31 protein-coding genes and 1 tRNA gene are annotated in these 23617 nt (G+C 70.0%); 17 read left to right on the top strand and 15 right to left on the bottom strand.

The features are described from left to right. Positions 1 to 103 precede the first annotated feature (103 nt). From ACWD0J_RS35450 to ACWD0J_RS35460, 3 genes are all read left to right on the top strand, one after another. On the top strand, positions 104 to 394 hold the full coding sequence (locus tag ACWD0J_RS35450; RefSeq protein ID WP_451499974.1) for a hypothetical protein: 291 nt from the start codon (positions 104 to 106) through the stop codon (positions 392 to 394). After that, positions 391 to 600 carry a hypothetical protein gene (locus ACWD0J_RS35455; protein ID WP_451499975.1) on the top strand — a complete coding sequence of 70 codons (210 nt, stop codon included), beginning with the start codon at positions 391 to 393 and terminating at the stop codon, positions 598 to 600. Before ACWD0J_RS35450 ends, ACWD0J_RS35455 begins: the two co-directional genes overlap by 4 nt. A gap of 211 nt (positions 601 to 811) precedes the next feature. Beyond that, positions 812 to 2077, top strand: coding sequence for a hypothetical protein (locus tag ACWD0J_RS35460; protein ID WP_451499976.1), 1266 nt, complete (start codon positions 812 to 814; stop codon positions 2075 to 2077). Between the two features lie 21 nt (positions 2078 to 2098). Here the strand turns inward: ACWD0J_RS35460 and ACWD0J_RS35465 are convergent, their stop codons facing one another. Together ACWD0J_RS35465 and ACWD0J_RS35470 are read right to left on the bottom strand one after the other, a co-directional pair. Beyond that, positions 2099 to 2593: a hypothetical protein gene (locus tag ACWD0J_RS35465; protein WP_451499977.1), complete on the bottom strand. Its 495-nt coding sequence runs from the start codon at positions 2591 to 2593 to the stop codon at positions 2099 to 2101. Between the two features lie 19 nt (positions 2594 to 2612). Further along, positions 2613 to 4103 (bottom strand): hypothetical protein, encoded by a 1491-nt coding sequence (locus tag ACWD0J_RS35470; RefSeq protein WP_451499978.1) that lies wholly within the window; start codon positions 4101 to 4103, stop codon positions 2613 to 2615. A 227-nt stretch (positions 4104 to 4330) separates the two neighbouring features. Between ACWD0J_RS35470 and ACWD0J_RS35475 the strand changes: the two genes are divergently transcribed. Together ACWD0J_RS35475 and ACWD0J_RS35480 are read left to right on the top strand one after the other, a co-directional pair. Then, positions 4331 to 5101: a hypothetical protein gene (locus ACWD0J_RS35475; RefSeq protein ID WP_451499979.1), complete on the top strand. Its 771-nt coding sequence runs from the start codon at positions 4331 to 4333 to the stop codon at positions 5099 to 5101. A gap of 49 nt (positions 5102 to 5150) precedes the next feature. Continuing rightward, a complete protein-coding gene (locus ACWD0J_RS35480) occupies positions 5151 to 5921 on the top strand; it encodes a hypothetical protein (protein ID WP_451499980.1) in 771 nt (256 codons plus the stop codon). A 6-nt stretch (positions 5922 to 5927) separates the two neighbouring features. Here ACWD0J_RS35480 and ACWD0J_RS35485 read toward each other — a convergent pair whose 3' ends face one another. Then, positions 5928 to 6449 (bottom strand): hypothetical protein, encoded by a 522-nt coding sequence (locus tag ACWD0J_RS35485; RefSeq protein WP_451499981.1) that lies wholly within the window; start codon positions 6447 to 6449, stop codon positions 5928 to 5930. Positions 6450 to 6807: 358 nt separating this feature from the next. On the opposite strand from ACWD0J_RS35485, the gene ACWD0J_RS35490 reads away from it, so the two are divergent. Together ACWD0J_RS35490 and ACWD0J_RS35495 are read left to right on the top strand one after the other, a co-directional pair. Then, complete coding sequence (locus tag ACWD0J_RS35490) at positions 6808 to 7395, top strand: hypothetical protein (protein ID WP_451499982.1); 588 nt, start codon at positions 6808 to 6810, stop codon at positions 7393 to 7395. A gap of 295 nt (positions 7396 to 7690) precedes the next feature. Continuing rightward, the gene (locus ACWD0J_RS35495) at positions 7691 to 8305 is read left to right on the top strand and encodes a hypothetical protein (protein ID WP_451499983.1); all 615 of its coding nucleotides are present in this window, start codon (positions 7691 to 7693) and stop codon (positions 8303 to 8305) included. 33 nt (positions 8306 to 8338) lie between these two features. On the opposite strand, the gene ACWD0J_RS35500 is transcribed toward ACWD0J_RS35495, so the two are convergent. Beyond that, positions 8339 to 9646 carry a hypothetical protein gene (locus ACWD0J_RS35500; protein WP_451499984.1) on the bottom strand — a complete coding sequence of 436 codons (1308 nt, stop codon included), beginning with the start codon at positions 9644 to 9646 and terminating at the stop codon, positions 8339 to 8341. A 267-nt stretch (positions 9647 to 9913) separates the two neighbouring features. Between ACWD0J_RS35500 and ACWD0J_RS35505 the strand changes: the two genes are divergently transcribed. From ACWD0J_RS35505 to ACWD0J_RS35520, 4 genes are all read left to right on the top strand, one after another. Beyond that, positions 9914 to 10456 carry a hypothetical protein gene (locus ACWD0J_RS35505; RefSeq protein WP_451499985.1) on the top strand — a complete coding sequence of 181 codons (543 nt, stop codon included), beginning with the start codon at positions 9914 to 9916 and terminating at the stop codon, positions 10454 to 10456. Next, positions 10453 to 11112 carry a hypothetical protein gene (locus tag ACWD0J_RS35510; protein WP_451499986.1) on the top strand — a complete coding sequence of 220 codons (660 nt, stop codon included), beginning with the start codon at positions 10453 to 10455 and terminating at the stop codon, positions 11110 to 11112. Before ACWD0J_RS35505 ends, ACWD0J_RS35510 begins: the two co-directional genes overlap by 4 nt. Positions 11113 to 11173: 61 nt before the next feature. Then, complete coding sequence (locus ACWD0J_RS35515) at positions 11174 to 11704, top strand: hypothetical protein (RefSeq protein ID WP_451499987.1); 531 nt, start codon at positions 11174 to 11176, stop codon at positions 11702 to 11704. A 119-nt stretch (positions 11705 to 11823) separates the two neighbouring features. Continuing rightward, positions 11824 to 12213: a hypothetical protein gene (locus ACWD0J_RS35520; RefSeq protein ID WP_451499988.1), complete on the top strand. Its 390-nt coding sequence runs from the start codon at positions 11824 to 11826 to the stop codon at positions 12211 to 12213. A gap of 86 nt (positions 12214 to 12299) precedes the next feature. Here the strand turns inward: ACWD0J_RS35520 and ACWD0J_RS35525 are convergent, their stop codons facing one another. Together ACWD0J_RS35525 and ACWD0J_RS35530 are read right to left on the bottom strand one after the other, a co-directional pair. Next, positions 12300 to 13436 carry a hypothetical protein gene (locus tag ACWD0J_RS35525; RefSeq protein WP_451499989.1) on the bottom strand — a complete coding sequence of 379 codons (1137 nt, stop codon included), beginning with the start codon at positions 13434 to 13436 and terminating at the stop codon, positions 12300 to 12302. Further along, the gene (locus tag ACWD0J_RS35530) at positions 13433 to 13996 is read right to left on the bottom strand and encodes a hypothetical protein (RefSeq protein WP_451499990.1); all 564 of its coding nucleotides are present in this window, start codon (positions 13994 to 13996) and stop codon (positions 13433 to 13435) included. The genes ACWD0J_RS35525 and ACWD0J_RS35530 overlap by 4 nt, the downstream gene beginning before the upstream one ends. A 137-nt stretch (positions 13997 to 14133) precedes the next feature. Here ACWD0J_RS35530 and ACWD0J_RS35535 point away from each other — a divergent pair. After that, positions 14134 to 14211: transfer RNA gene (locus ACWD0J_RS35535), tRNA-Met, on the top strand. A gap of 54 nt (positions 14212 to 14265) precedes the next feature. Here ACWD0J_RS35535 and ACWD0J_RS35540 read toward each other — a convergent pair. From ACWD0J_RS35540 to ACWD0J_RS35555, 4 genes are all read right to left on the bottom strand, one after another. Further along, positions 14266 to 14535, bottom strand: coding sequence for a hypothetical protein (locus ACWD0J_RS35540; protein WP_451499991.1), 270 nt, complete (start codon positions 14533 to 14535; stop codon positions 14266 to 14268). A gap of 47 nt (positions 14536 to 14582) precedes the next feature. Next, positions 14583 to 14921 (bottom strand): tail fiber domain-containing protein, encoded by a 339-nt coding sequence (locus ACWD0J_RS35545; RefSeq protein ID WP_451499992.1) that lies wholly within the window; start codon positions 14919 to 14921, stop codon positions 14583 to 14585. Between the two features lie 93 nt (positions 14922 to 15014). Continuing rightward, a complete protein-coding gene (locus tag ACWD0J_RS35550; protein WP_451499993.1) occupies positions 15015 to 15191 on the bottom strand; it encodes a hypothetical protein in 177 nt (58 codons plus the stop codon). A 160-nt stretch (positions 15192 to 15351) separates the two neighbouring features. Next, a complete protein-coding gene (locus ACWD0J_RS35555) occupies positions 15352 to 16560 on the bottom strand; it encodes a cytochrome P450 (protein WP_451499994.1) in 1209 nt (402 codons plus the stop codon). Positions 16561 to 16851: 291 nt separating this feature from the next. Between ACWD0J_RS35555 and ACWD0J_RS35560 the strand changes: the two genes are divergently transcribed. Together ACWD0J_RS35560 and ACWD0J_RS35565 are read left to right on the top strand one after the other, a co-directional pair. Next, positions 16852 to 18099 (top strand): pyridoxal-dependent decarboxylase, encoded by a 1248-nt coding sequence (locus ACWD0J_RS35560; protein ID WP_451499995.1) that lies wholly within the window; start codon positions 16852 to 16854, stop codon positions 18097 to 18099. 211 nt (positions 18100 to 18310) lie between these two features. Next, positions 18311 to 18745, top strand: a complete 435-nt coding sequence (locus ACWD0J_RS35565; RefSeq protein ID WP_451499996.1) for a hypothetical protein — start codon at positions 18311 to 18313, stop codon at positions 18743 to 18745. Here ACWD0J_RS35565 and ACWD0J_RS35570 read toward each other — a convergent pair. The 3 genes from ACWD0J_RS35570 to ACWD0J_RS35580 are packed head-to-tail and all read right to left on the bottom strand — an operon-like array spanning position 18626 to position 20584. Then, a complete protein-coding gene (locus ACWD0J_RS35570; protein ID WP_451499997.1) occupies positions 18626 to 19882 on the bottom strand; it encodes a hypothetical protein in 1257 nt (418 codons plus the stop codon). The genes ACWD0J_RS35565 and ACWD0J_RS35570 overlap by 120 nt on opposite strands. Next, a complete protein-coding gene (locus ACWD0J_RS35575) occupies positions 19879 to 20220 on the bottom strand; it encodes a hypothetical protein (RefSeq protein WP_451499998.1) in 342 nt (113 codons plus the stop codon). The genes ACWD0J_RS35570 and ACWD0J_RS35575 overlap by 4 nt, the downstream gene beginning before the upstream one ends. A 49-nt stretch (positions 20221 to 20269) precedes the next feature. Beyond that, positions 20270 to 20584, bottom strand: coding sequence for a hypothetical protein (locus tag ACWD0J_RS35580; RefSeq protein WP_451499999.1), 315 nt, complete (start codon positions 20582 to 20584; stop codon positions 20270 to 20272). A gap of 180 nt (positions 20585 to 20764) precedes the next feature. On the opposite strand from ACWD0J_RS35580, the gene ACWD0J_RS35585 reads away from it, so the two are divergent. Genes ACWD0J_RS35585 through ACWD0J_RS35595 form a run of 3 tightly spaced genes read left to right on the top strand, consistent with a single transcriptional unit; the run spans position 20765 to position 22215 of the window. Further along, positions 20765 to 21199 carry a hypothetical protein gene (locus ACWD0J_RS35585; protein ID WP_451500000.1) on the top strand — a complete coding sequence of 145 codons (435 nt, stop codon included), beginning with the start codon at positions 20765 to 20767 and terminating at the stop codon, positions 21197 to 21199. 43 nt (positions 21200 to 21242) lie between these two features. Continuing rightward, on the top strand, positions 21243 to 21608 hold the full coding sequence (locus ACWD0J_RS35590; protein ID WP_451500001.1) for a hypothetical protein: 366 nt from the start codon (positions 21243 to 21245) through the stop codon (positions 21606 to 21608). Continuing rightward, positions 21601 to 22215 (top strand): hypothetical protein, encoded by a 615-nt coding sequence (locus tag ACWD0J_RS35595; protein WP_451500002.1) that lies wholly within the window; start codon positions 21601 to 21603, stop codon positions 22213 to 22215. The genes ACWD0J_RS35590 and ACWD0J_RS35595 overlap by 8 nt, the downstream gene beginning before the upstream one ends. Positions 22216 to 22326: 111 nt before the next feature. Here ACWD0J_RS35595 and ACWD0J_RS35600 read toward each other — a convergent pair whose 3' ends face one another. Together ACWD0J_RS35600 and ACWD0J_RS35605 are read right to left on the bottom strand one after the other, a co-directional pair. After that, positions 22327 to 22800, bottom strand: coding sequence for a hypothetical protein (locus ACWD0J_RS35600; protein ID WP_451500003.1), 474 nt, complete (start codon positions 22798 to 22800; stop codon positions 22327 to 22329). A 382-nt stretch (positions 22801 to 23182) separates the two neighbouring features. After that, positions 23183 to 23542 (bottom strand): SH3 domain-containing protein, encoded by a 360-nt coding sequence (locus tag ACWD0J_RS35605; RefSeq protein WP_451500004.1) that lies wholly within the window; start codon positions 23540 to 23542, stop codon positions 23183 to 23185. Positions 23543 to 23617 lie beyond the last annotated feature (75 nt).

Below are 23617 nucleotides of genomic sequence, written 5' to 3' on the forward strand. Positions count from 1 at the left end.
AGCTACCTCGCCGGCCTCTATCTCCGCGCCTCCATGATCTGGATCAACGACCTGCTGAAGGCGACTGATTGATCACGACATCACACAGGCCCTAGGACCAGCAATGACCACCGCGGACTTCACGCCGCACCCAGCCGTCCACACGCCATGGATGTTCCTGTGCTCCATGGGCGATCCCGACGCGTCCGTCGTGTCGTTCGCCGAGAACCCCGCCAGGCAGATCGCAGGTGCCCTCCTTGAAGACGTCGGCGACTGGCACCACGCGATCAAGAACCTTCAGCGGACCGACGTTCCCCCGGCCGTGACCGCCGCCCTTGACGCACTGCACGACGCGGTATGCGGATGGGTCGACTGGAACGACCAGGTCTCCAAGCGCGAGGCAGCGAAACCGTGAGCGCCCGGCTCTCCGACGACCAGACGCAGTTGCCCATCCCCGTGACCCGGCAACGCCCCCTGGTGGAGTGCCTGGACTGCAAAACGCCGCTGACCAACTCGGTGTCCCGTCGCTGGGGGCGCGGACGGCGCTGCCGACAGGGGCTGCACAGTGCGGAGACACCCGCCCGGTTCACGATCGACCAGGACGAACTCCCGGGGGTCTGATGCGGCGCGTACTAAGGGGCGGCACGTTCAGCCCGGCCGGGGCATATAGTCGGCTTTGGCGGCGCACGACCGTCGGCATCCGTGAGGGGATCGAGAGCCCACGCCAGATCCCGGTATCCGGACAGGTTGTCTCTGACACATCGTGCGAGTGACCAGCGTCCGCTCATGAGCGGTACGCGCGTGGGGCGTACCGGCATGGAGTGATGGACCTATGTCCAAGAACCGCGCCCGCGACCGGGCCGCCAAGACCGAGATGGAACGCACCGGCGCCCGCCGCGCTCAAGCCGTCCGCAAGGTCGACACCACAGGGCAGGCCAGCCAGTACCCCGTCCGCCTGGTCGACGCCCACGGCGAGAGCTGGTACCTGAAATCCGGGCAGACCAACGCCTACGGCACCCGCAGCCTGCACTACAGCGAGTCCCGCACGTACGAGGAGATCGTCACCCAAGGTGCGCCCGTCCGGCACATCGACGTCCCCGCCGACGGCGACTTCCCGAGCATCCGCCGGGCCCTGGTGGAGGCCGGACCGCGCGCGCTGTCCACCCTCATCGCCGCCCTGCACGCTGCCGCGACCGCCGCCGAGGAGGCCACCGGCCGGCCGAAGGACCTGGTTGCCGGCCGCCCCGGTTCCGCTGAGTCCGTGATCGTGCTGCAGATGACCCTGGACGTCGGCCCCCGCGTGCCGAGGACGTCCACGGATCCGGCGGCGCTCGCGGTCATCGCGCCGATCCTCACCCGGTGGGTGACCGGGCCGACCGTGGTCGAGGTCGCCGAGAACCTGGCGTACGTCCTCGGCGGGATCGTCGACGAGCACGGCTGGTACGGCATCAGCGACCCGTGGACCCGGCGCAACGCCGCGCCGTACGCCAGCTGGGCCACCGGCCACAGCAGCAACCCGGTGGGCGCCCACCGGGCCCTCGCCGCGGCGGAACTCCTCGATGAGACCGAGGAGACCGTCGCGTCGACCGCGTTCGTGCTGGACTCGTCCATCCCTACCGAACCGGACCCGCACCTGGTCGGCGATTCCACGATGGAGCAGCTCTTCGCGGCCCTGGTCGCCCGGGCCATCCACACCCTGCACCGCGACGACACCGCGTACCCCGCGCGGGCGGACGTGTTCGTCCTGCCGGAGGGATTGCTGGCCCGGCCTGACGCCGCGCCGCCCGGCTGGCGCCACATCGCCGCCCTGGTCGTGGTCACCGCCCGCCGGCCGTGGTCGCTCGACGACGAGGACCAGCACGTCGTCACCGATGCGTTCCGTGCGGTCGGCGGCGCCCTGGACAGCCGTTGGCCGGGCATGCCGGAGGAGTTCCAGCCCGCCGGGATGCCCTTGGACATGCTGGCGGCGCTCCGCGGCAACGTCACCTCCAGCGGTGCGCGTGCGCTGTACGAGGAGTTGGTCTCCGCGGCCGTGTTCCACACGCACACCCTGGGTGCCGATCCCGGGCTGGATCCCACGAAAGCCGACGGGCTGTAGGCCGCCGCTCGCGCCGGGCGGTCAGTCCACCGGGCGCAGATGCCGGCCTTCAGCGGGCGAAGGCTGTACGACGGGCGCTTCGGCGGCGGGGAGCATGTAGGGGTAGGCCGCCTTCTCACCCCCTGCCGCCCAGGCGAGGGCGCCGAGAAGGATTCGGCGGTTCGCGTGGTCCAGGCCCGGAAGGTCCGCGGCCCAGTCACCGCCCTTGCCCGTCATCAGGGCGCACGCGAAACGCAGCATGGCCCACTCGTTATCCGTCCCGTGCAGCCCGTCGACCGGGTCGTGGTCCTTGTATCCCAGGACCTCGGCCAAGGCCGCCCACCGTACGAAGGCCAGGTCCCAGTCCTCGGTTTCCTGGTCCTCCCAGGACAGCAGGCCCGCGTCCTGGAGACGGTCCGGCCAGTGGCTGCTACCCGGTCCGGACTCGGCGAGCAGCCAGCAGGCCGCTTCCTCCCTCCAGGAGCGGCCTGCCGCACTGCTCACCAGGGTGCCTCCGATGGGCGACCACTCCGTCATGTTCCGCGCTCCTCCCGGCCTAGGAACTGAACCTGGTGGCGGACTTGCCCATCAGGAACAGGCGTACTCGCTCGATGATGTGTGCGGGGTGCCCGACTCGGGCGCCCGGCTGAAGATACCGATCGGCGACCTTCTCCCAGCCGCCGTCTGCATCGGCGACCTCCGCGAACAGGTACAGCAGGTTCTCCGCCACCTCCGTGAAGGTGTCCTCCGAGCTGGTCCAGCGTACGAGGACCGCGGCGATCGTCTCCGCCGCGGCTTCGTGGTACCGGCCCGGCCGGTCGGCGAGGTCACAGCCCACCTCCCAGGCCAGTACCCGCAGGCCGTGGCTCTCGTTGGATCCCTCCCGACCCGCGTACAGCCGGGAGACGCTCCGTCCGGCGTCAGTGTTGTACTGCTTCGCGACCCGGTAGGCGGCCACCAGCACCGTGGCGGCGGCCTTCCGGCCGGCCAGCCGCAGCGCCCCGGTCACCGCGGCGTCGTCTTCCGGGGTCGGCGGCACGACGGGGCGCAGCGGGCCCCGCCGCGCGGCGAGTTGGGCGTACGACAGCAGCGTGAGACCGCGACGTTCGCCGAAGTCGGCGCGGTACATCGCGTCATCGTGCGAGGTTCGGTGCCAGCCCTGATCGCGGTCGTCGACCACACGGGTCGGCAGCTCGTCCAACGGCGGGGTGGCCGCCTCGTCACCCTCCGGGAGCGCTGTCAGGCGGGCTACGTGGTCCTCCCATCCGCCGGGCAGCAGCATCGGGTCCGGGTCCTGGGTGAAGACGACGAACTCCCGGTCCTGGACGATGCGTTCCGCGTCCTTGTCCTCCGCGGGATGGGCCACCGGCCCCCACGCGGCCGGATAGTGCTCACGGACGAAGCCTTCGAGTGCGTTCGCGATGTCGTCGGAGACCGCCTCGACCTCCCCGTCGACCTCCCAGTCCCGCAGCACCCATGTGTCGACCAGGACGGCGGCGTGCCGGGTCCCCTCGGGGAGGCTGGGGTACGTCTGGCCCGGGTAGACGGACTGGAACACCTCCGCCCTGCCGGGGTACCGCTCGCCCGTGTCCGCGCGGACCAAGGTACGGACGGCCCCGGCGAGCTGCTCCGCGAACTCGCGCCGACCGAGGTCTGCCGGCACCCAGGCGTTGACGACGAACGCCTGCACGTTGATCAGGTCCTGCTGCTTGTGCCGAAGTCCGTCGCACTGGTCGTTGAAGCAGTAGCAGCCGGGGCACAGGTCACAGGCTCCCGCTACGCGGCAGCCGCACTCCAGGCACAGGATCCGGGCCCAGATCTCCGGGTCCTCGCCGTGTGCCTTGATTTTCTCCAGGTCCGGCCTCCAGGGCGGACCACCCGGCAGCACGTCGTTGCTCGGGACCTTGCTCCGGGTGGGCTCCTGCGCAACGGCCTGCTCAGCTTCGACGAGCCGAAGGGCGGTTGTGTGGCTGACGCCGAGCTCTGCTCTCTTCGCCTCGATCGCGCGGCGACGCACCTGACGGGCGCGGCGTGGCTCCTTCGACAACGGGTCTCACTCCCCAAGCGCACGGCATGCCCCACGCGCACACCGCACCGAAGAGCGGACATGGCGAACACGCGCACGATGAGTCGACGGACATCTTGGCCTACTACCAGGGGCCCGGCGTGGGCTGGTCCCCCTTCGGCGAACGGCGGACGTGCCCAGCCGCGTGTCGCGAGCATATCCTTCCGGCCCGTCCCGATGACCGGCCCTCGGCGATTACGCTGCGGGGCATGGCCGCTCCGAAGAACCGCTCCACTCGTCTGAACCGCATCGCCGGCGAACTGAACGAGCGGCACCGACTCGACTGGAGCCGGGGCGAGGCCATCGAGGCCGAGTACGACGACGGGCGCCGGGAATGGACCTATCGCTGGATCGACGGCCCGACCGTGGAACAGGTGCGGCGCGCCGCCCGCAAGGCCGATCGGGAGGTCACCGAGGGCCTGCTGTACCGGCGGACGCTCTCCCAGCAGACCGTGACGCTCGGCGCCATCCGGATGGCGATGGACTCCGCCACCACGCTCGACTTCCGCGACCGCCCGTACATCACCCCCAGTGCCGTCGAAGAACTCTGGCGGACGGTCTCCAAGCCGCAGCCGCGGGACGACCGTGAGAGCGCTCTGGTCACGGCGATCCTCACGGAAGCCAACGGTGACCACGGCCGCAACTGGGCGCAGGACTACGACCTCTGCAAGCTCGTGCAAGAAAGGGGCCTGGCGCCCTTCCTTCGCCGGGCCGCCGCCGATGCCGGCCAGCCGGTCGAACTGTCCCCGCTCGAGCGGCTGACCGAGCGGTACGTATCCCCACGCGCCTCCGGAGCGTGGACGCACCGACTGCGCACCATGACACCGCTGGAAGCGTTCAGCGCCGTCCAGGCCGACACAGCGGCCACGCCGCAGGCCGTGGCCGACGCGCTCACCCTCCTGCCAGAGCTGCATGCCGCACTCGACACCGCGGCCGCCGAACTGCAAGCCCGCGTCCAGAGCGAGGAACCCGCCGCGTGACCTCCATACGATGGTCCCGGCTCACCAACGCTCACGGAGGACAGGACTCGTGCTCGACACCGTTCCGCCGCACCGCCTGATGCCCTTCACCGACAGCGCCGTGCGGTGGCACCTTCCCGATGACGAGTCCAGCCACCCCGACGCCGTCGACGTCACCTGCCAGGTGCTCGCGGCCAACGTCACGGCCGCCTGGGCCACCGTCAAAGAGCAGGCCGCCGCCCGCCGGCGTTCCGACCCGGCGATGAACCGCCTGGTGCTGAACCTCCATCTGGAGGGCCTGGACGCACACGCCGACGGCTGCACCCTCGCCCTGTACGTCAGCAGCCCGGCCATCCACGACATGCTCCACGCACGCACCGGCGCCCGTTTCACCGAAGCGCTGTCCGCCGAGGCCCGCTTGTCCCTCAAGGTCGCCGACTGCGACAGCCGCCTGCGCTGGACCCGAGGCATCCGCTGCCAGTGGGTCGAGCCGAAGCTCGCGCCGATCGAGCCGGACTGGGCGGCCATCACTGCCCGGCAGGAGGCCATCATCGACGGCCGGATAGTCGAGGCCGACCGGCAGGCCGCGAGCAACCGGCTCCTCCTGGCACTGGAGCGCCGCGCGGGCATCCGGTACACGGGCGCCCAATGGGGCCAGCACCCCGAGGGCATGTTCACCCTCCGGTGCGAACCCAAGGCCGCCCGACGCCTGCTCGAGTTGGGCATTCCCGCCATGCCGCAGCTCGCCGAGAACGGCCCCACCGTGGCCTTCACCCTCACCGACCAGGAGTGTCACGACTTCACCCAGACGGTGATCGCCGCCGCTGGCGAGCGCAGGTAGAGACGGTCAGACGCCGACCGGTGCGCTCTGTCTGGGCAGCCACCACGGCGCCGGCTGAGGTGTGTCGTCCGTCCACATGTATAGCGTCTCGTCGTCCTGGTGCTCGTCGCTGTGACCGCGCCCTCGTGTGCAGTACTGGCGTCCCTCGGACGGGATCGCGTGCATCGACGGGCACCGGTGCTGCCCGGCGTACCGCACGCGCAGTTCGTCGCCTGCGGTCGCGGACGGCTCCACCGTCCAGTTCGCGGCCTCCAGCGTGGCCACCAGGATCCGTACCGCCTCCACAGCAGGCTCCGGCTCCAGTCGCAGGAAGCCCCCGCGGTGTACGTCCTGGTGGATCGCCGATCCCGAGATGGTGTACGGATACGCGCGCAGCGCCCGGTCCGTCAGGTTCTGCAGCCACTCGTGGGTCTCCGCGAGCGCGTACCCGGTACGGCGCACAAGCCCGTTCCGGGTGGGGAACTGGTGCAGCCGGTTGACGTCGACCTCGCGCTCGCGACGGCCTGTGGCGGCGTCCGCGATTAGCACACGCCGGCCGCCGGGCCGAACGATACGTACGTAGCGAGTCGGCCCCTGGCACTGCCCGCACGGCGCATACACCTGCCCGCGCTTGAGGTGGTATTCCACAACAACTCCCGGGCTGGAAAGGCGACCTGCCGACTCTAACGCCACAGGGGCTCCCCTGCCGTGCCCGCCAACCTTCGCGTGGGGCCGGGTACGCCGTAGGGCCCAGTCACCCGGCTGCGTGTTCCTGCAGTTCCACGACTCCGTCGCCGCCGTACCGCGCCGTTGAGGCCGTCAGATTCCAGGTCCGGAAGAGCATCCTGGCGGCGTAGCCTGGGCGCCGCAGCGGGACAGCCGCACCCGGTATGAGGAGGCACCCTCGGTGGAATGGATCACCGCTGCTGCTCAGCAGACCACCACGAGCAGCACCCCTGTCTGGCTCGCACCTCTCCTGGGTGGAGTCGGAGCGGTACTGGGCGGCAGCCTGACCTCAATGGTCGCTTGGCGTGTTCTGTCAGACACGAAGCAGGCCCGCCAGCGCGCCGAGGAGAAGGAGGCGGCGGCGACGATCACCGCCGCGTTGTTGGACGTGCGCTCGATCTACCGGAACACCGATGTCGGGCCCGGGCCGGCGCCCGACGACTTCGAACACTGGCCGGATTACCTCCTCTCGAAGCTCGGCACGGCGGAGGTCGCCCTCATGGCGTTCCGCAGCGAGGCACTGCGTACGCGCCTCACCGCTTCGCTTGATCTGCTGATCTGGGGAGCCCACGACTCGCGACTGTTGTACGAGACACGTCTCGGCAGTTCACGCGCGGTGGCGTACGCGGCGCACCAGGACGCGATGGCCTGCCTCGGCGCGACCCTGCGCGGCGAGAAGCTGCCCGACGCCACCAAGGAGTGGAAGGAGGCAGACGGCCACATGCAGATGATGGCCGAGGAGGAACGACGGGCCCACGATGGAGAATGACGGGCGGGCGACAGGTCAGCGGGACTGTACGCGCCGGAGTCCACCGTCGGCATGCCCGTGTTGCAGCTCCGGTGTCAGTACCGCCCACTAGGCTGGTCTCAGCGCTGGACACGCATCGCGCAGACCCGCCGACCGCTCCCACGCAGCGACGGCACGAACGGTCGAAGGCTCGCCGGCCAGGAGATCGGCACCGGCCCCAATGCCGGTAAGGGCCCGTGAGGTTGACCTCTGCCCTGCTTCGACCGGACGAACTGGTGGCGGGTGGCGTGGGTGTCCTGCCCGGGAGTTCGCTGTCGTGACCAAGAAGAAGAACACCAGCAACAGTCTCTCCGGCCGCGCCCGCGCCCTGGCCGAGAAGACTGGCATGTCGTACACCGCCGCCCTGGAGACCCTGCGTACGCCAGGGGCCGACCGTGCCGCCGCAGGTACGACCGCCAGCACCAGCAACGACGGATTTGGCGGCCACGAATTCGAGTACGAGCAGATGACAGATCTGTTCCGGTGTACGGAGTGCAGGGTCTATGAGGTGACGGCCCGTGACACGGACGGACCGATCAAGCCGTGCACCGGCCTCGTCGGCTACGGCGGCGACACCGAGCGGGTCTACCTGCTGCTGACCGAGGACCCTGCTCTCCAGTACAGCCACGCGGCCTTCCTGGCGACGAAGGTCCGCAGCACCGGTATCGGCCGTGCGCCGCGGTTCTCGTGGCGGGACGGGAAGCTGCTGGTCGAGTCGGCTCCCAGTGTCGTCGCCGAACTTGCCCGCCGGATCGAGCTGATCACCTCCACCATCGGGGACCGGCAGGTCCAGGCCGTCGCCTCGATCGACCACCTCACCGCAGAGGCTGGCCGGGCCGTCCTCGCGGCGAACTACGCCGCGTACGTCGCCGAGTACGGCGAACCCGCGTAGGCAGCCAAGTTCCAAGGTGGTTGTGCGACCCCGTCAGCCCGCCTCCGCGGTCTCCGCTGTGGCCGGGGGGTAGAGCTCCCGGCGCAGCGCCCCGTCGGCGATGTACGACGCCACCGTCCCCGCCAGGTCGCTCAGCCCGGTGATCTCCTTCGGCAGGGGCTCCGGCTGGCTCCCGGTGAGGGACGAGGGGCCGGGGAGCATCTGCTTGGGCAGCGCGCGGCGCCGCTTCCGGGTCCCCATCGCCTCGGCGTACGCGGTCTGCACCGCCCGGTCGACGCGCGGCAGACCGCACTTGACCGGCGCCTCGACCGGCGCGCCGCCGCGTCCGGCGTCGGCGGCCGTCGTGACCGCGTCCACCAGGGCGGCGTCGAACAGGTCGTTCTCCACCGACGCGGTGTAGGCGCGCAGCACAGCGTGCGCGTATGCCCGGATCCCTGTCTCCAGGGCGGCCGTGGCCTGCGCTTCGTGCCGCTCCGCCAGCTCCACGCGGGCCTGTGCCTGGGCAACAAGGAGGGCGTGCCATTCGGTGCCGTGCTCGCCCTTCTGGTCCACCCGGAGGGGCGCCTGGGTGTCCTTGAGGGCCGCCGCTCGGCGCCGGTGCGCCACCCACTGGTCCGTCCCCGCCTGGCTGACGGCGGATTCCAGGGAGCGCAGCGTCGTGACGAGCTCGGCCGGCCACGGGTCGGCAGCGTTCTCGTCCGGGTTCGGGGCGGCGACGTCCGGGTACAGCTCGGCGTACCGAGCCCAGAGCTTCCGGTAGTGCTCCCGTCCCGCCTCGGTGATCCGGTAGTCGCCGAAGTGGCCCTCGCGCTCGGCGTACGGCGGGTCCGGCCGCTCGACGAGAGCCTTGCGCGTGTTGTCGCCCCAGATGGCCACCGTGCGCGGGTCGGCCCGCCACAGTCTGATCAGCCGCTCCCACGCGTACTGGGATAGTTCACCCCGCCGGCGTCGGCCCGGCTCCTTGGTCCCGGTCCGTACCGCGGCCCGGCCGGCCCGGGTCAGTTTCACCGACACCGTCTTCGTCTTCCCGCGGGGCCCCTCCTTGCTCTCCTCGCGGACCTCGATCAACCCGTACCGCTGGAGCGCCTGCAGCGTGGACCCGGCGCCATCGTCGCGGACGTCGTGCAGGGCGAGCCGTCGCTGAACCGCCGTCAACTTCGAGCCCGGGGTGACCACGTCGATCCACCGCCACACATCCGCTGGCGTGTCGTCGTAGTACTTCGCCGCAGCATCCCGCGCCCGATCGGCCTCGATCGCCTGGTCGGCGTCGTACAGCACCGTCATGTACAGCTTCTGACGCTCGTTCAGCGCGTCCCACGCCGTCTGCGCCTTGCTCGCCACTCCCCACTCCCATCGGTCGTGGCCCAGCCCGTCGGCTGCGGCCTCCCATTGTCAGTGCCAGCCGGTACTGTTGTTGCGAACACACGGCATGCCGCGAACCGCCGTTTCCGCTGCCGCCCCGCGCCCACGCCGCCGGGGCAGCGCCGCCGGACAAGGACCGCTCCAGGGTCCCGCGCAGAGCACCACATCAAGACCTGTTCCGTCCGGCTGCGTTCCCTGTTCACGCGACGTCCGGCGGGAAGCGTGGGGTCCCGCTGTGGAGACGACGTGACCAAGTCAGGCAGCGACCACCTCAAACATCAGGCCCGGGAGATCGCCCGCGCCAGCGGACGGCGCTTCCCCGACGTCCTCGCCGAACTACGCCGAGCACCCCACGCCGCGGCACATCTTCAGCCCTCGAAAGAGCTCGTCGTCCGGTGCAACGGCCTGGCCCATCCGATCGACGGAGGCCGGTGCGCCCGCGAAGCCGGCCACCCCGGCACCTGGAGCTGGTGCTCGCCGGAACCCCACCTGGCCTCCCACATCTGGCAGGGCTACGTCGACGCCCGAAGCGCGGCCGAGACGGCCGAGTACGAAGCATGGCTGGCGGGCCTGACCCCGGCCCAACGCGCCGACTGGGAGGCCGAACAGCAGGCCGCCTACGAGGCGGACATGGCGTACGAGGGCTACGACCCGGCGGACGACGACTACGGCAGGGACCTGGAGTACGTCCTGGACGCGCAGGACGAGGCACGCTGGGCCGCCGAAGCCGAGGAGGACGGGTACGACGCCGCGGACCCGTACGAGGGCGCATACCTGGAGGCACGATGAGCACCGCCCGGCCTCAGTCGTACGGCCCCTTCCAGTTCCCCGACCGCGCGGGCCTGACCGTCCCCCAGTTCGAGCGCGCCCAGCGCCTCGGCCTCATCCCCGGCCCCGACCTTCCCGGTGACCGCTGGTCGGCAGCCGTCTTCGACGACGCTGTAGCCCACGTCGACGCCATCCGGGGGGCCGTCGGCGAGATGCCCGACGTCGGCGCGACCCGAGCCGAGGAGCACCTCGCCACACGGTTCCACCTGACCGTGCACCCCGGAACGGCCGCCGAACTCGGCCGCCGTGGCCACCTGCCCGTGGTGGGCTCGCATAAAGGCCACGATCTCTACTGCGGCCTCGCGCTCGAGCGCGGCATGGACCGCCGTACCGTGGCCCGTGCTTCCGCCGCTGGCCAGCTCCACACGCGGGACGCAGCTGCGGCGATCCTCGGCATCCGGGAAGCCGACTTCGCCCATCTGGTGCGCGCCGGGCTCCTGTCCCATGCGGACACCGCCCGGTCGCACTGGAAGGACCTCGTCCTGCTCTACCGGCAAGGAGACCTCGACCGGCTGGCTCGCCGCCGATCCATCGACTGGGACGCCGTCCGTAACACCCCCAAGGGGCGCCGGTCCCCGCTCGCGGCACTCCCCGATGCGAAGAAGTCCCCAGCGTGACGGCGACGCCTTGCCACCGCCAGCTCAGGGCCCACCACCGCAACGACCACGAAAGCGGAGTATGACTAGGAACTTGTACTGGGACGTCGTCAGCCGCCGCGCAGCCGCGTACACCGAAGCCCAACTCATGCCGGACGCGGACCTCACCGCAGGCCTGCCGATCCTCCTCTCGCACGCGGAGGAGTTCGGCATCCACTGCATCACGCACATCGCGCAGATGTGCCTCCTGGCCATCGTCGACCCCGACGCCCCCGCCGCGGTACGAACGGCCGCCGGCGCGGTCGATCTGAACCAGCTCCTCCCCGATACCCCCGACGCGCTGACCACTCTCGAGGCTGCCAGCGCCCTCACACACACGCTCGGCATCGCACCCGCCGACGCGATGACCGACGTCGAAGAACAGGTCGCAGCCACCACCCGGGCCCGCGCCGCCCTCCAGACCGTCTTCGACGGAGCCGAGGACGGACTCGACGGCCGCCGACGTGCGCTCGATGCCTTGTACGGGCTGCGCGACGACCCCCGGGCCCTGTGCGCCGTCATTGGGCTCACCGCGGCGGCCCTGCAAGCCGTGCGGCCGCCCGCACAGGGGTGAACAAAGGGTGGCACCAGTCATCTCGGCTGAGCTGAACGAGTGATGCCAGACGGGGTGAAGGTTCGACGTGGTTCGAGTCCGGGATCTGAGAAAGGGCAAGGGCAGCCCTGAGGAGGAACATGACGGACGATGAGCAGCGCCGGGAGAACCTGGCTCAGGAGACCATCACCGCTTACCTCGCACGGCAGATGGATGCGGCGAACGAGAAGGCGATCGACGCCGTTGGGTCGGAGGACGCCGAGGACCGGGGTGCCGCAGCAAGACAGGCCAAAGGCCGACTGGATCTCTGGGAGAGTCAGCGTGGCCTTGATACAGAAACGGCCCAGGCAGCGGCCCGGGCCGTCCTCGATGAGGTAGAGGACGCAGAAAAGCTGGTGATCTATGCCGGGGCACTGCTGAAAGACGTGGAGCGCCACCAAGAGGCAAGGCAGAAGGCCCATGTGACACGGCAGTGGCTCCGCGACCAGGGGTACGACATCCCGGACTACGAGAAGGAGCCGGGTCTGTGATCGACGCCAGGCGTCTCCTCACGCCGCGGGCCCGTGTGCGCAGCGTCCGTGATGTCGGTACGCAGTCACGTCCAGGTCCCTACTCTTCAATCCGATGAGGCGATAACGCGCAGGCAGTTGCTGCAGGCGGTCTCGCCTTCCTGCGGGCGGAACGGCACGTAGCAGCGGCTGCAGTGCGCCAGCCCCGGAACCACCCGGGCGCACCCGAAGCAGAAGAACGCCGGCTCGTCCGGAGCAGCGGCGGTCTTCGCTCCCACCACCAGGCTTTCGTCCTCGCAGTCGGGGCATGACTCCACGGCCATGATCCCGAACAGGTCCGGTGATGTCGGGTCGCGGCCCAGTACGAACACGGCGTACATCGTCGCCCCGTCGTGCGTCGGCTGGGACGTGCCGCAGAACCGGCAGGTCACCCGGTGGTCCAGCTCGGGGACCAGGGCCCACTGGTCGCAGTCCGGGCACTGCACGGTGCGGTCACGCAGCGGCTCCAGGTCGGCGCGTATCCGCTGCATGCGCTTCTTGACGAAACCCTGGATCCGCGACAGGCCGCCGCGGATGCGCTCCATGTCGGCCTCGGTGCTCTTCATCTCAGCCCACGGCAGGGCGGGCAGAAGCTCCTCGTCGAGGAAGCGGATCAGGAAGTCCAGGACCTCGGCGGCCTGGCTCTCCACCGCGCGGGCGTTCGCGGCCGGCCCGATCAGCCCGTAGTGCTGCAGAGCGTTGCGGTGCTTCGCTAGTTTCAACACCGCGCTGGTGTCCTTGTCGCCGATGGAGGCCCCCGCGATGTCCTTCAGGCGCTGCACGGTCTCCTCGGGGCTGCAGCTCTTCAGCGTGCCGTCCTCCAGCTCCGACCGCTTGGCCTGCCCCGGGTCCTTGAAGACCAGTGTCCAGTGCTCCAGTTGGAGGCGGGCCTTCAAGAGCACCTCGGCGCCGGCCGCCAGGTGGAGGACGGCGTACTTCAGGTCTCGGGCGCTGACCCGTTCGTCGCCGGATTCCAGATGCTCGACCACACTGACCAGGTAGTCCAGGCCGTTGGGCACCGGGGGGAAGAACACCTCACTGCCCGGGTGCTCCACCTCCCTACGGGGGTCGTACAACTCGCCGTCGGCGACGCTCGATCGGCGCCAGCCCCCCGACTGCCGCACAGGTGCGGTCTCTTCGTGGGGCCGCGCCTCGTCGAAGGGCTCCCAGTCCAGGTCGGGCAGCTCGTCATCGGCAGCGCTCATGCGCCCGGATCCGTCCGGAGCCCACCAATCACGTCGGACGGCAACGTCACGCCCAGGTCGGCGAGTTCGCCGGTGAATCGCGCGCGCTGCTCCGCCGGCCAGTCGGCCAGTACGGCGGCGACGGACTCGCTGAACGGCTTGGCCCGCTGGCGCTCGCGGAGCGCCGCGTCGACGTGCGCGTCGATCTCGGGGTGGCCGGCGCTGAGGAGGTCGATCGTGGTCAGCAGCATGTACGCCAGCGAGTGCAGCTCCCAGTCGGTGTCCCGGCGGCGCGTGGCGTCGTCCTCGCGGAAGGCGAGGGCCTCGCGCAACGGCTCGGCGTCCAGCACCAGTTGGGCCACGGCGTTCGCCGTCGGCGCCTGCCCGGGCGTGGCCTGCTGACCGACGGCGGCCAGCAGGCGGCGGGCGAGGATGTGCAGGCCGTGGTCGTGCTCGGGGCCGCCGTCGCCGGTGTGGTGCTCTCGGGCGTCGAGCGTGCTGTCGAGGCGGGCTGCCTGGTAGCTGAGCCGCGCGCCTAGGTCGGCGGCGGAGCGGGCCGGTGCGCGGTGGGGCTCGGGCATGACCAGGAGCCTAGCCCCAGGACCGGGGGCTTGGTGCTCCGAGCTCCTTGAGGGGACATTCCGCTCGTTCACAACCCACGCAGCGCGGGTAATTCCCGGTGCAGTGGACCCGCATGGCGTAGCCTTGTAGGCACCGACGCGGGGTGGAGCAGCTCGGTAGCTCGCTGGGCTCATAACCCAGAGGTCGCATGGTTCAAATCCTGCCCCCGCTACCAACTCCGGCCCCTCGACGCCACGTCGAGGGGCCGGACGCATGTGGAGCGCTGTGCTTACGGCTCCGCCATCGTCGCGGTGCGCTGGTGGGGCGCGATACGCATGCAGGTGCCGTCGTACTCCACGACCTCGCCCGGCAGGATCAGCAGACCTGGCTCCCCGTCCTGCCAGGCCGCACCTACCCGGCGCACCTGAACCGCGGGGCCCCGCGCGCCGGCCATGAATACCGACGGATCGACCTCCCAGCCGCGTTCGGAGAGCCATTCCTCCAGGGCTGCGGAGTCTTCGCCGCTTGCCCCTCGCGGCCACTCGTACGTACCTGTCAAGACCGCTTCCCCCTCTCCGTGCAGCACGGCCCCTGCCTAGGAGCAAGTCACCCGGTCTGATCCTCCCACCGAACACTGACAGCGGTCTCGCCGTCGGCGTCGGCTTCACCGCCCCGCAACATCGTCTCCAACTCGCTGATGCGCGCGCGCAGCTCCCGATCCCGGTGACCGAGTTCCTTGACGCAACAGACGAGAAGTCCGAGGAAGTCGACGACCGGAATCGTCTTGCCGTCGCCGACCTGGAAGAGGCGATGCATGTCCTGGGCCATCGGCCCGATGTGGCGCGGGGACCCCGGCTCGTCGTTGTAGCGCCATGTAGAGATCGGCAGCTCGCTCACGAAGACGTCCAACACCTCGGACATCCTGATGCCGTCGGACGACTGCACTCGGTGATGCGTCCCCATATCCCTCCCTTTCCATGAGCGCGCCCCGGCGACCGGAGCTCAGTTGCGGTCGCCGGGGCGGCGTCGTACGGACGATCAGCGCTGAACCGGCACCACGTCGTGCTTGATGGTGCGGTCGCTCTCGATGGTGCTGGGTGTGACGGTCGCGTGGGCGTTGTCGGTGGCCGCGTGCGCGGTCTGCGCGCCCGCGCCGGCGGCCAGGGCCGCGATCATCCCGAGGATGCTCGCCACGCGCCGGAAGCGCTTCTTCATGGACCCCTCCAGTGGGTATCGGAGCCCCGGAGAGCCCGGGGACACAGCTGCAGAATGCGGCCACCGTAGGGGTGGGAGACGGCAGGGCCCGCAGGCAACTTTTACTGTCTTAGGAGGGATCGCGATGTATGTGCCGGGCTGGCAGGCCGTTAGGGCCGCCCTACCAGGTGATCGGCAGTTCCAGGAGGCCTCGGAAGTACGGTGAGGGAACGTAGCTGGGGGTGAAGCCGCGTTCCAGTTGCGCGTTGGGCAGGCGGCTGGAGAGGATTCCGAGCGCCACGTCGGCCTCGGTCCGTGCCAGGTGGGCTCCGACGCACACGTGGATGCCGCGGCCGAGCGCCAGGTGCTTTCGGATGTTGCTCCGGCCGGGGACGAAGGTGTCGGGGTCCGGGAAGACCGCCTCGTCTCGGTTGGCGGATCCCACCAAGGGGAGCACCCGCGAACCGGCCGGGATCGTGGCCCCGCCAAGTTGTACAGCGCGGGTGGTCAGGCGGCTCAGGCCACGGTGCGGGGCGTCCCTGCGCAGGTGCTCTTCCACGAGGTTCGGTGCATGGGCCGGATTGGCGGCCAGCTTGTCCCAGTGGGATCGGTGCTCGGGCTGCAACACGGTATGGACGATCCCGGCGATGAGGTGACGCGTGGTGTAGATCCCCGCGCCGAGCAGGCTCTGCACGTAGGCCCATGCCTGCGAGGCATGGCCGGTCAGCACCAGGTCGGACAGCAGGTCGTCCCCGGGGTGGTCCGCCTTGGCCGCGACCAGCTTTCGTATCTCGGTGTACCACTGCCGTACCGCAGCGGCCGCCTGCAGCTTGGTCTCCTCCGGCGCGCTGGGATCGATGAGATGGAGTGCCAGGTCGATCCGCCGCCGGGTTCTGGCGCGGGTCTCCTCGGGCAGGCCGAGGAGATCGCACAGCGTGCCGTACGCCAGAGGGTCGGCGAACGCGCTGACCAGGTCGGCCCTGCCGTCGGCTTCGAAGGCGTCGACGAGCCGCTGCGCCCGCGCGGAAATGGACGGCTTGAGCCTTTGCACTCGCTCTCGGCTGATCAGTGCGCTGCCCAGGCTCTTGAGCGGGCGGTGGTCCGGCGGGTCGGCGACGACCATGTACGTTCCTGGGTCCTCCAGGACGTCGGCGCCCAGGGCCTCCCGCACTGCGGGCGGGTTGTCCGCGTACATCGGGACCGCCAGCAGCGAGGAGTAGGAGGCCGGATCGGCAAGGACTTCGGCGACATCGGCGTACCTCGTCACGACGTAGGCGTTGAGCTCCGGGTCGTGGACGACGGGGCACCGTGATCGCGCCTCGCGGTAGGCCGGGTAGGGATCGTCGGTGCGGAAGCCCGGGGAGGGCGCGGTAGGCGGCCTGGTACTCATCGTCAATTCCCCTCGTGCAAAGACACGGTGGCGGACAGGGCGCGGTCACCGTAGAGAGGGCCTCGGCTGAGCCCCGCCGACGAGATCTGCCGCTTTCGCCATGAACGTCCGGCCGCGCCCTGGAAGGTCGATGCCACGGCACCCGCCCTGACCGACGGTCAACCCGGCATTGGCGGACATAAGGACCCCAGGGGGTGGATTACGGCCTGCGGCGGTCTGGCAAGGGGTGGCTAGCGTGCTGGCGACCGCACGCCGGCCGGCCGGACGGGGTCGGTCTTCCCGAGGAGTCCCATGTCGCTCGATGCCGCAGTCGCACCCCAGCCCGCCTCCCCGGGCGTGCCCGCACGCCGAGGGGTCGAGACCGACCCCCGGCTCTACATCGGGCAACGCTCCTCGGACCCACAGCGCGACGTCGACCAGCTCCTGCGGTGGGCGGCGGCACTGCGCAGCGAGCAGCCCCGCGTGCTGGGCTTCCCGGGTTCCCTCGACTGGGACTTCAGCGCCCTGGGGCCGCTGCTGAGTGTCTTCGTCAACAACGTCGGCGATCCGGACTCGGCGGATGCCAGCGCCATCCACGCCAAGGAGCACGAGCTGGCGATCGTCGAGTTCTTCGCGGAGACGGCACGCATCGATCCTGCCGAGGTGTACGGCTACGTCACGGCCGGTGGATCAGAGGGCAACCTGCGCGGGCTGTTGCTCGCGCGCGACCGGCTCCCGCACGCGCTCGTCTACGCCTCCGAGGCCGCCCATCACAGCGTGCGGAAGGCGGTCAGCCTGCTGGGAATGCGGCTGTGCCTGGTGCCCGGCCGGGAGGACGGCACGATGGACCCGGACGAACTGCGCCTGCGCGTGGCGGCCAGCGGTTTCCTGCGCGGCAAGCTGCACGCACCAGGCGGCAGCCGGCCGGGAGCCATCGTGCTGGCCACGGTGGGCAACACGATGCACGGCGGTTACGACGACGTCCAGGAGGTACGGGATGCCGCCGCCGCAGCCGGCACCGTGTACGTCCACGCGGATGCGGCCCTGGGAGGCCTGATCGCCGCCCACGCTCCGTCACAGCCGCGATGGTCGTTCGCGGACGGCGCGGATTCGATATCCGTCTCCGGGCACAAGGTGTTGGGGCTTCCGACCCCGGCCGGGGTCTTCCTCGCCCGGCGCGACCTGCTCTCGGAGCCCGCCGACCGTGAAGTCCCCGAGTACATACGTGCCACCGACCGGACGCTGGGCTGCTCCCGTTCGGGCCTGGCCGTGCTGTTGATGTGGGCCGCATTGCGTCGGCTGGGGCACGACGGGATGCGCGAGCGGGTCCGCCGCTGCCTGGCTGTCGCCGAGTACGCCGCCCACCAACTGGAGAAAGTGGGTGCCGCACCGCGGCGCCCCAAAGACTCTCTGACCGTGTCGTTCACCCGGCCGTGCCCGGAGGTCGTCGAGCGCTGGCACCTGGCGTGCGAGGGCGACCGCGCGCACCTGATTGCCGTCGCGCACGTGGACCATGCGGCAGTCGACGCACTGTGCGCCGACCTCGCGCGTCAGACCTGACCGTGACCCCCGCGCGGCGCCATCGGGTCCGCCGCCGCAGTCCTGCGCAGGTGCGTCCGGGGATGCCCCAGACGGATGCCGGTCCAGGGGAACGGTCGGCCAGCCGTGCGGCAGAGCGGGTTGCGATCGGGTCATGCCCAGCGTGCCGAGCGCATCCCCCTGCTGTCCTGGCAGATCCTTGGGTCAGTTCCGCCGATCACCGGGAGGCACCGTGTTGCTGTCCGCAGAGACCTTCCCTCCCGGGGAGGGCGAGGGGTTCGCCGCCTTCCTCACAAGTCATGTGGGTTGCGAGCAGCTCATCGCCGCCACACGCCTGCTGGGTCGGCACCGCAACGGGTTCTGGCTGCACGTGTGCTGCGACCGAACTGTGGAGAACGAAACAGCCGGCCTCGGCTCCCTCTTGGCGTATGGAGACGAGGACCGGGTCTCCGTCGACTGGGACCTGCTCGCGGGGAAGCTCAGCGAGGGGGCCCTTGACTCCGTGGGCACCCCCGCCGACCTGGCGGTCCTGCGGATTGCCCTGTCACTAGCCGGTGTCCTCGAGGTCAACTTGCGCCAGGGCTTCATCCGGGATGTGGACCCCGCCGACATGCCGCTGGTGGTCGACGCCCTGCGCGAAGCGGCCCTGATCGGAACCCTGCTGTGAGGGTGCGTGGCTGGCCTGCGAACCGGCAGGCGCTGCCCCGGGTTTGAGGGTCTGCAGCTCCGTGATGGCATGCGCCCGGCGGCTCTGGTCGGTCGTCAGCCCGGCCCGGCGCCGCCCGACCTTGCGGTACTTCTCCACCTGGTCGGTGCTGCGCCAGTCGCCGGTGATGTGCTTGATGTCGTCCGCGGTGTATCCGAGCCGGCCCAGGTCGGCGGGGACACCGGCGCGCCAGCCGTGCGACGTGGCTGTGTCCTTCACGTCCAGGTCGGCGCGCTGGGCCATGCGCTTGGTCGCCTCGTTGATCGCGTGCGGTGTCATGCCCCAGCCCTTGCCGCTGATCGGCCCGAGGTTGCCCCACTGGTCGATCCGCCGCAGGAGCGGCTTGAGCGGGTCCGCCTCCCCGCGGCCGCGCAGGAAGGCTCGCCACGTCAGAATGTCGTGGATCGCCTCCTCGTCGTCGATCTCGTACTCGCGGCCCTCGTCGGTCTTGTCGTTCTTGCTGGTCCACTTCCGTACGATCAGCAGGCTGTCGCTGACTTCCTCCAACGAGGCGATCCGGAACTTCGCCAGGTCACTCCGGCGGCCGCGGCAGTAGTAGCCGAGGTGGGCGATCACTCTGTCGCGCAGGCCCGCCAGGTCGTCCGGGCATGCCTCAAGGATCTGCAGGCGCCGTTCCATGTCGAGCGGCGGGGCCGACTTCGGGCTCCGGCCTGCCTCGCGCTGTTCGTGGCGGGCGTCCGCATAGATCGCCTTGGCCTTGTCCGTGGGAGGCCAGTTGGTGTGGCCGGCCCGGGCGTTCATGTGCACGACGGCGGCGATCGTGAGGCGGATCGTCCCGAAGTCGACCCCGGCCCGCTTGAGGTGGGAGATGTAGGAGACGAGGTTCGACTCGGTGGTGGGCGGGCCGGGGGTGCGTCCGCGCGCCGCGCACCAGGTGGCGAACGCCTTGAATCGCTCTTGATAGGTGCCGCGGGTGCGTTCGCGGCCCGAGTTGGCCAGGTCCTCGACGGCTTCGTCGGTCAGGACGTCGTTGATGTCGACGTCGGCGTCCGGCAGGGCGGGCGCCAGTGCGTCCTGGGCGTCGACCAGTTCGGCGTCGACCACGTCGGTGGTGGCGAGCGGTGCCGCGGCGTTCACAGTGGCCCTCCGCTCATTCCTTCCTCCGCCCTGCGCCTCCAGTGCAGGGGGCAGTCGGGAAACTGGGCGGCGAGTTCGTACAGCGGCGCCACCGTGGAGTGCAGCAGGGCACTGTCGGGACTGCCTGCGGCCAGACCGTGCGCGAACCCGGTGCGGTGTGTCAGCAGCGCTCCAACCGCGCGCAGCACCAGGTGGGTTGACGGAGCATCATCCCGTTCGGCCGCTGCGGCCGTGAGGTGCCGGCGCAGGTAGGCGGCCAGCTCGGTGACGTCCTCGCGGGTCGGTGCGGGAAGTCCGGCGGCCGGATCTTCGGCGGTCCATCCGTCGGCGGCGCTCATGTGGTTCTCGGTCTCGTTCGGTGGTGCTGGACTGGCGAAGATCCGCTACTCAGGCCGGGTTGGCCGGTACAGTGCCCACGGCACCCGGGCCGCCGGGGGCCCGGCGGCAGGAGTCCGGCCGCGCTCCCCCGTGGTCGGCGACGGCCGAGCCCGCGGCCGCCAGTTGGGGGTAGATGCGCCGGACGATGGCGCCGGCGGCGGCGTCCAGTCGCGGGGCGATGTGCGCCGCGATGGCGTCAAGCATCTGAATGATGCGCTGCAGTCGCGTGGAGGCGACTGCGGCGGCGTCGAGCACGACGGCGTGACGTCCGAGCCGGCCGCCCGAGTCGGCGGCTGGCGACAGGTCCGAGTCAGTCCCAGTCATGATCAGAACTCTAGCGCAGATCACCTACCCTAAGGACAGTTAGGGTAGGTGATTCACTTGTTCGAATTCGCTCACGTCTAGCAGACGTTGGGTAGACGTCTTGTGGACGAGCCCCGGGCGCGCTACGGTCGACCGGTCTTCATGACGTTTACTCACGTCTATTGAAACGGAGCGCCGCCCGTGCAGATCCACCTTTCCGTCACGGACCCCACTCCCGGCTTCCTCGACGACCTCCGCGAGTTCCTCGCGCGGCACGCGGCGCACGTCACCATCGACACCTCCTGGACCCCCGACCGCGCCCGCCGCTACGTCGAGACGCTTCGGCCCCGGGCCCGGACCATCCTCGTCGAGGCCGTCGCACGCGATGGATTCGTCCCTGCGGATGCACTCCGTACCGAAAGGGAACCCAATCTGCGCGGCCACAGCGGAGGTCTCAAGAGTGTTTACGAGAAGGGCGTGACAAAGGGCTGGTGGCCCGACGGAATGGAGATCCCCGTCCGGCCCGTCGGCCCCGGTTTCGGCAAGGTCGCCGGATACCAAATGCCGACAGAACTCGTCCCGATCTTCTTCCAGGCAATTCGCGAGTCGCGAACGACGAGTAGCGCTGAGGAGTAGTCACGGTCCACTGCGCTCCACCGATTCGGAAACGGAGAACTACATGCCGCAAACCCCCGACCCGGGCGGGCAGTGGGTCGTCCCGAACGAGGTCACCATCGCGGCTCCGACGCCCCGAGCGCGGATTGTCGACGGCCTGCGCGCGCTGGGCCTGGACGAACTGGCGGACACGGGCTTTCCCGACGCGGGGTACACGGAGCGAGTGGACTACCAGCTCTCCGGGGTCCCGAATCCCGTGCAGACCAGCGACCTGTCGCACTTCCTCCGCGTCATCGGCGAGGCCCGGCCGGCCGGCCGGGCCTTCGCGCAGCGGCGCTCGGTCCGGACCTGGCCCGACGGCTCCGAGCTGGTCGAAATGTGGGAGTTCTTCAAGCCGGGCGAGCCGCAGGAAGGGGACGCCGATGTCTGACACCGCTTTGACGGAGGATCAGTTACAGGAGCTGCGCGGGCATGCCCGCCGCGAGGCGGGGCCGTTCACTGACCCCCGCATCATCAACCAGGAGGTTCCGCACTCCTTCGCCTGGGCCAGTGCGGTCCTCGGCCGCCCATACGGCGGGCCACGCAGCATCACCTGGCCGGAGCGCTACCTGCTGCACATCGCGGCCGAGGCCGAGCCGACGCCGCCCGTGCGGCGCCCCGCCGAGCCCGCACCGTCCCCCTCTCGGGTGGACGAGCGAAGCTACCGCGAGCAACTGGCCGCTGACTGGAAGGCCATCAGCGACCAGCTTCCGGTAGCTGCGGAAGTCCGCCACAACTACACCAGCATTCGGCACCTGGAGTTCTACCGCCAGGGCGTGGACCATATCTATCTGCTGGCAGACCTCCGCGTCGGACGGATTTACCGTCCGGCGAATAATCCGCTCTGCTACACACCAAGTCGCGCTCGGTATCTGCGGGAATTCCCTCCCCTGGCCTCCGGTGATATCCGCCTGCCGGACTGTCGTGAATGCGACCGCATCCTGCGGCGCATTGCGCAATTGACACTGCCGGAGACGAGCGCGACTACTGAACGCTGAACCGTGAGAGACAGGACTCAGAGAGGGCCGGTGCAACGGGGATGCAAATAGTCCCCGTCCAGACCGGAGGGGGCGCCGACACCAGCTTCCCGGAGTGCGCTGGCGTCGTGGTCAGTCGCAGTGGACGCCCCGCTTCACGACCTCGTAGTGGGCACGGAGGCGGCCCGGCGTGCCCATGTTCAGGTCGCCCGTCACGGTAATGCAGGCGTGTGGTGACTTCACATAGACCGGTCCCGCCCACCGTGTGTAGACCTGCCCGCGCGCGTATCCGTCGGACTCGCCGTCCTTGTAGGTGGGGCTGTGCAGGCCCACCCCCAGCCCCCAGGCGTTGCCCCGCAGTTCGGGAACCGGCTTCGTTATCGCGCAGTTCTTCTTGGTCTTGGCGTTGTAGTAGACGTAGACGTACCCGCCCGTGCGCGGCCCGCCCCGCCCCGAGACCTTGGTCAGGGCGTGCTTGCCTACGTAGCCGTAGCTCGAGCCGCACAACGACGTGGCAGCCGCAGCGGTCGGCGCGCTCGCGAGGGTGCCGGCCAGCGCTGCCACCGTGACTGCGCCGGCAGCGAGGACCGTGCGGGACTTCTTCATCGGATCAACATCCTTGGTCTGTGGGCCCTGATGGGGGCACAGGGGATCAGGTTCAGGGCAGCCGTGGCCCGCGGTCGGCTTGGGGGAAGTGCGTCGTGTGAGACACGCGGTGGGGGCGGTGCAGGGCCGTGCCCGCCGACCTGCAGCGAGCTCGTTACGGGAGATGTCCCGGCTCCAGCAGTTGTTGAGGAGTTGGGATGCCGGGGTGCCGCCGGGGCGCGGCGGCACCCCGGGCAGGCCGAGCGGTGCGGTGTGGAGGAATCGCACGATCGAGCCGGACCAGGGCTCATCACTCGGCCGCCCCCGACCAGCCGGGGGATCTGCTGACCGGGAATCAGTGGTTAGGGGTCAACGGCGCAACGGATCGGGCCCCGACCGTCAGTCAGCAGCCCTGCGTGTTCTTGGGCACGAGCTTCTGGACGTAGACCCAGTTGACCCAGCCGACGGTGTTCTTCGGCAGACCGTGCCTGCTCGTGGACCGGAGCTTGACCTTGTACCAGTAGCAGTACGAACCGGTGTTGGTCGCGGTGACCCGTATCTTATCGCCACTGCCCACCAGGCCCTTGGACGTGTAGTTGGTGCTCGGGCCCGTGCGCAGGTTGACCGCAGCGGAGCCCCATACGCTGGTGTTGTAGTCCCGCACGTTGTTCTCAGCGGCGGCCGAGGCGGGCGCCGCCACCAGGGCGCCGGCGGCGACGAATGCGGCAGTCAGGGTCGCGGCAGCGGTGATGCGTGGATGCATTCAGCTACTCCAATGGTTCACGTTGGGTGTGAGTGCCCTTGTCCGCGGGTGGGGCTGAGAACGGCGAGTGAACAG

Source organism: Streptomyces sp. NPDC003011, assembly GCF_053591515.1.

Excerpts from the sequence above, each read along its gene's own strand:
- ACWD0J_RS35520 (WP_451499988.1), top strand. The coding sequence starts at position 11,824 with ATGACGGACGATGAGCAGCGCCGGGAGAACCTGGCTCAGGAGACCATC.
- ACWD0J_RS35475 (WP_451499979.1), top strand. The coding sequence starts at position 4,331 with ATGGCCGCTCCGAAGAACCGCTCCACTCGTCTGAACCGCATCGCCGGC.
- ACWD0J_RS35525 (WP_451499989.1), bottom strand. The coding sequence starts at position 13,436 with ATGAGCGCTGCCGATGACGAGCTGCCCGACCTGGACTGGGAGCCCTTC.
- ACWD0J_RS35575 (WP_451499998.1), bottom strand. The coding sequence starts at position 20,220 with ATGAGCGCCGCCGACGGATGGACCGCCGAAGATCCGGCCGCCGGACTT.
- ACWD0J_RS35605 (WP_451500004.1), bottom strand. The coding sequence starts at position 23,542 with ATGCATCCACGCATCACCGCTGCCGCGACCCTGACTGCCGCATTCGTC.
- ACWD0J_RS35555 (WP_451499994.1), bottom strand. The coding sequence starts at position 16,560 with ATGAGTACCAGGCCGCCTACCGCGCCCTCCCCGGGCTTCCGCACCGAC.
- ACWD0J_RS35450 (WP_451499974.1), top strand. The coding sequence starts at position 104 with ATGACCACCGCGGACTTCACGCCGCACCCAGCCGTCCACACGCCATGG.
- ACWD0J_RS35595 (WP_451500002.1), top strand. The coding sequence starts at position 21,601 with ATGTCTGACACCGCTTTGACGGAGGATCAGTTACAGGAGCTGCGCGGG.
- ACWD0J_RS35590 (WP_451500001.1), top strand. The coding sequence starts at position 21,243 with ATGCCGCAAACCCCCGACCCGGGCGGGCAGTGGGTCGTCCCGAACGAG.
- ACWD0J_RS35465 (WP_451499977.1), bottom strand. The coding sequence starts at position 2,593 with ATGACGGAGTGGTCGCCCATCGGAGGCACCCTGGTGAGCAGTGCGGCA.
- ACWD0J_RS35600 (WP_451500003.1), bottom strand. The coding sequence starts at position 22,800 with ATGAAGAAGTCCCGCACGGTCCTCGCTGCCGGCGCAGTCACGGTGGCA.
- ACWD0J_RS35510 (WP_451499986.1), top strand. The coding sequence starts at position 10,453 with ATGAGCACCGCCCGGCCTCAGTCGTACGGCCCCTTCCAGTTCCCCGAC.
- ACWD0J_RS35515 (WP_451499987.1), top strand. The coding sequence starts at position 11,174 with ATGACTAGGAACTTGTACTGGGACGTCGTCAGCCGCCGCGCAGCCGCG.
- ACWD0J_RS35550 (WP_451499993.1), bottom strand. The coding sequence starts at position 15,191 with ATGAAGAAGCGCTTCCGGCGCGTGGCGAGCATCCTCGGGATGATCGCG.
- ACWD0J_RS35530 (WP_451499990.1), bottom strand. The coding sequence starts at position 13,996 with ATGCCCGAGCCCCACCGCGCACCGGCCCGCTCCGCCGCCGACCTAGGC.
- ACWD0J_RS35580 (WP_451499999.1), bottom strand. The coding sequence starts at position 20,584 with ATGACTGGGACTGACTCGGACCTGTCGCCAGCCGCCGACTCGGGCGGC.
- ACWD0J_RS35560 (WP_451499995.1), top strand. The coding sequence starts at position 16,852 with ATGTCGCTCGATGCCGCAGTCGCACCCCAGCCCGCCTCCCCGGGCGTG.
- ACWD0J_RS35460 (WP_451499976.1), top strand. The coding sequence starts at position 812 with ATGTCCAAGAACCGCGCCCGCGACCGGGCCGCCAAGACCGAGATGGAA.